Here is a 2,736-nt window from a genome sequence, read left to right as displayed (position 1 = left end):
CGAGGTCGACTTCGGCACCGACATCGCGCAGGGCGTGCCCGAGATCTTCGGCGTCGGCGAGGCCATCGGTCTCGCTTTCGCGGCCGTCGTGCTGATCGTGATGCTCGGATCCCTCATCGGCGCTGCGCTGCCGATCGTCACGGCTGTCGTCGGCGTGGGTGTCGGCGTGACCGCATCCCTCGCCTTCTCGGGCGTCGTCGACATTGCCTCCGTCACCCCGGTGCTGGGTGTGATGCTCGGCCTCGCGGTCGGCATCGACTACTCGCTCTTCATCGTCAACCGACACCGCAAGCAGTTGCTCAACGGTGTTCCGGTGCGGGAGTCCATCGGCCTCGCGACCGGCACCTCGGGAACCGCTGTCGTGTTCGCGGGCACCACGGTCATCGTCGCGCTGCTCGCGCTCAACGTGACGGGAGTGCCGTTCCTCGGACTCATGGGCACTGTCGGCGCGGTGTGCGTCGCCGTCGCCGTGCTCGTCGCGATCACGCTCGCCCCCGCGATCCTCGGACTCGTCGGCACGCGGCTGCTCAGTGGCAAGGCACGCGCCACGATCGGGCAGCCCCACGCTGCGGGCAAGCCCGTGAAGCAGATGTCGACGCTCCGCGCGATCGTCACCGTGGTGGTCAGCGTCATCGCGCTGCTGATCGTCGCGATCCCGTCGATGTCGATGCGCCTCGGTCTGCCCGACGGTGCGAGCGAGCCGTCGGACTCGACCAGCTACCGCGCGTTCCACATCGTCGACGAGCAGTTCGGCGAAGGCGCGAACGGTCCGCTGCTCGTCACCGCGACCCTCGACGACGCGGTGAGCGACGACGACCTGCTGGCCACCCAGGTCGAGATCGCACAGACCCTCGCCGACCAGGACGACGTCGTGGGAGTCGCCCCGATCGCGAACTCCGACGACAACACGCTGCTCGCGTTCCAGGTTCTTCCCGCCGAGGGGCCGAACAGCGCGTCGACCGAGAAGCTCGTGCAGGACATCCGCGCCCTGCCGCAGCTCGACGGCGGCATCACGCTCGGCGTCGCCGGTCAGGCTGCGACCAACATCGACATCTCCGAGGCTCTCGCCGGCGTCCTGCCGCTCTACCTCGTGGTCGTCGTCGGGCTCTCGCTGCTCATCATGATCGTCGTGTTCCGCTCACTGCTCGTGCCGATCATCGCCACCGGAGGCTTCGTGCTGTCGCTCTTCGCGACCTACGGCCTGATCGTCGCCGTGTTCCAGTGGGGCTGGGGCGCCGACCTCATCGGGTTGGACAGCCCGGGGCCGATTCTGAGCTTCCTGCCGGTGATCCTGGTCGGCATCCTGTTCGGGCTCGCGATGGACTACCAGCTGTTCCTCGCCTCGGGAATGCGCGAGGCGTACGTGCACGGAGCTTCGGCGAGGGATGCCGTCGCGCAGGGCTTCCGGGCAGGGCGATCGGTCGTCATCGCCGCAGCCCTCATCATGGTCTCGGTGTTCGGCGGGTTCATCTTCTCGGAGTCGACCATCATCCGATCGATCGGCTTCGGCCTGGCCTTCGGTGTGATGCTCGACGCCTTCGTCGTGCGGATGCTGCTCATGCCGGCGCTCATGCACCTGCTCGGTCGCTCGGCGTGGTGGCTGCCGCGGTGGCTCGACCGCATCCTCCCGAACGTCGACATGGAAGGTGCCGCGCTCGAGCGCGACCACCCCGGTGTGCGGACAGACACGGTTCAGGTCGTGCCGAGTCCGGAGACGCCCGACGCGCGCTGACGGCACTCTCGCTCTGAAGGAGAACTCGCTCTGAAGGAGAACTCGCGCATCGAAGGAGTCCATCCGAGGATTGCTCCTTCGGTACGTGAGTTCTCCTTCGCTCCGCGCGGTGCCACACGAACGCATGCCCGAGGGGCTCACCCCGCATCGCGAGCGCCTCTTCCGTGCACGGGCGCACGTCGGTAGCCTCGGCGAGCAAGGAGGCATCATGACCATCGCACCCATCGACGTGGCCCTGGACGCGAACATCGAGGGCTATCTGATCGGCTCGCCGGTGAGCATCATCCGCGAGTTCACCTCGGCGGTCGGCAGCGGGCCGCGTCTGCACCGGCATCCGTACGTCGAGACCTTCGTGATCCACCGCGGGCGCGCGCTCTTCACCGTGGGCGACGAACAGGTCGTGGGATCCGGCGGTCAGGTTCTGGTCGTGCCGGAGCTCGTCGACCACCGTTTCGAGGTGCTCGACGGCGGCACGTATGAGGCGACCCACATCCATTCGAGCGACAGGTTCATCACGGAGTGGCTCGAATAGTCACTCGACATCGCACACCTGCATGCCCACATCACAGGTGCAGGCCGGATCTGGGGTTCTCGGCCTGCATCCGTGATCTGAGCATGCATGTGTACCTGAGGGCTGATGCCCCACACCGGAGCCGGGCGGCGGATGCCTCGTTCCGATGCCTGGTCAGCGGATGCCGGCTCAGGCCACCATCCCCCGCCAGATCACGTCGACAGCAGCACGCAGCCGTGCCGCCACAGCGGGGTCGTCCATCCGGTCGCCGCGCACGACGATCTGGTAGTACGCGGTGCCGGCGATCGCGTCGAAGCACGCCTCGACATCGATGTCCGCACGCAGCTCACCGCGAGCGATGCCTGAGCGTAGCGCGTTCACCAGCGGTACCCGCCGCCGCGACACGTGCGACTGCCAGTACGCCTTCTGCAGAACGCGATCAGACATCACGAGACGGATGCGCTGCCGAAAACGCTCCTCCGAGTACCCCGAC

At 67.4% G+C, this 2,736-nt stretch carries 3 protein-coding genes; 2 read left to right on the top strand and 1 reads right to left on the bottom strand.

Annotated elements, in window-relative coordinates:
* Positions 1–1,732: MMPL family transporter (locus J7E68_RS05755; RefSeq protein WP_215170692.1), on the top strand; the 1,732-nt coding region annotated here is incomplete at its 5' end.
* 208 nt (positions 1,733–1,940) lie between these two features.
* Entirely contained in the window at positions 1,941–2,264 is a 324-nt protein-coding gene (locus J7E68_RS05750) for a cupin domain-containing protein (RefSeq protein ID WP_215170690.1), read from the top strand.
* 168 nt (positions 2,265–2,432) lie between these two features.
* Here the strand turns inward: J7E68_RS05750 and J7E68_RS05745 are convergent.
* Positions 2,433–2,736 (bottom strand): TetR-like C-terminal domain-containing protein (locus J7E68_RS05745; protein WP_215170688.1); only part of this gene is annotated, 304 nt, incomplete at its 5' end.

This window comes from Microbacterium sp. ISL-103, from assembly GCF_018613995.1.
GTDB lineage: Bacteria > Actinomycetota > Actinomycetes > Actinomycetales > Microbacteriaceae > Microbacterium.
The sequence above is the reverse complement of the archived record's forward strand: the minus strand, read 5'-3'. Positions and strand labels throughout refer to the sequence as shown.

Excerpts from the sequence above, each read along its gene's own strand:
- J7E68_RS05750 (WP_215170690.1), top strand. The coding sequence starts at position 1,941 with ATGACCATCGCACCCATCGACGTGGCCCTGGACGCGAACATCGAGGGC.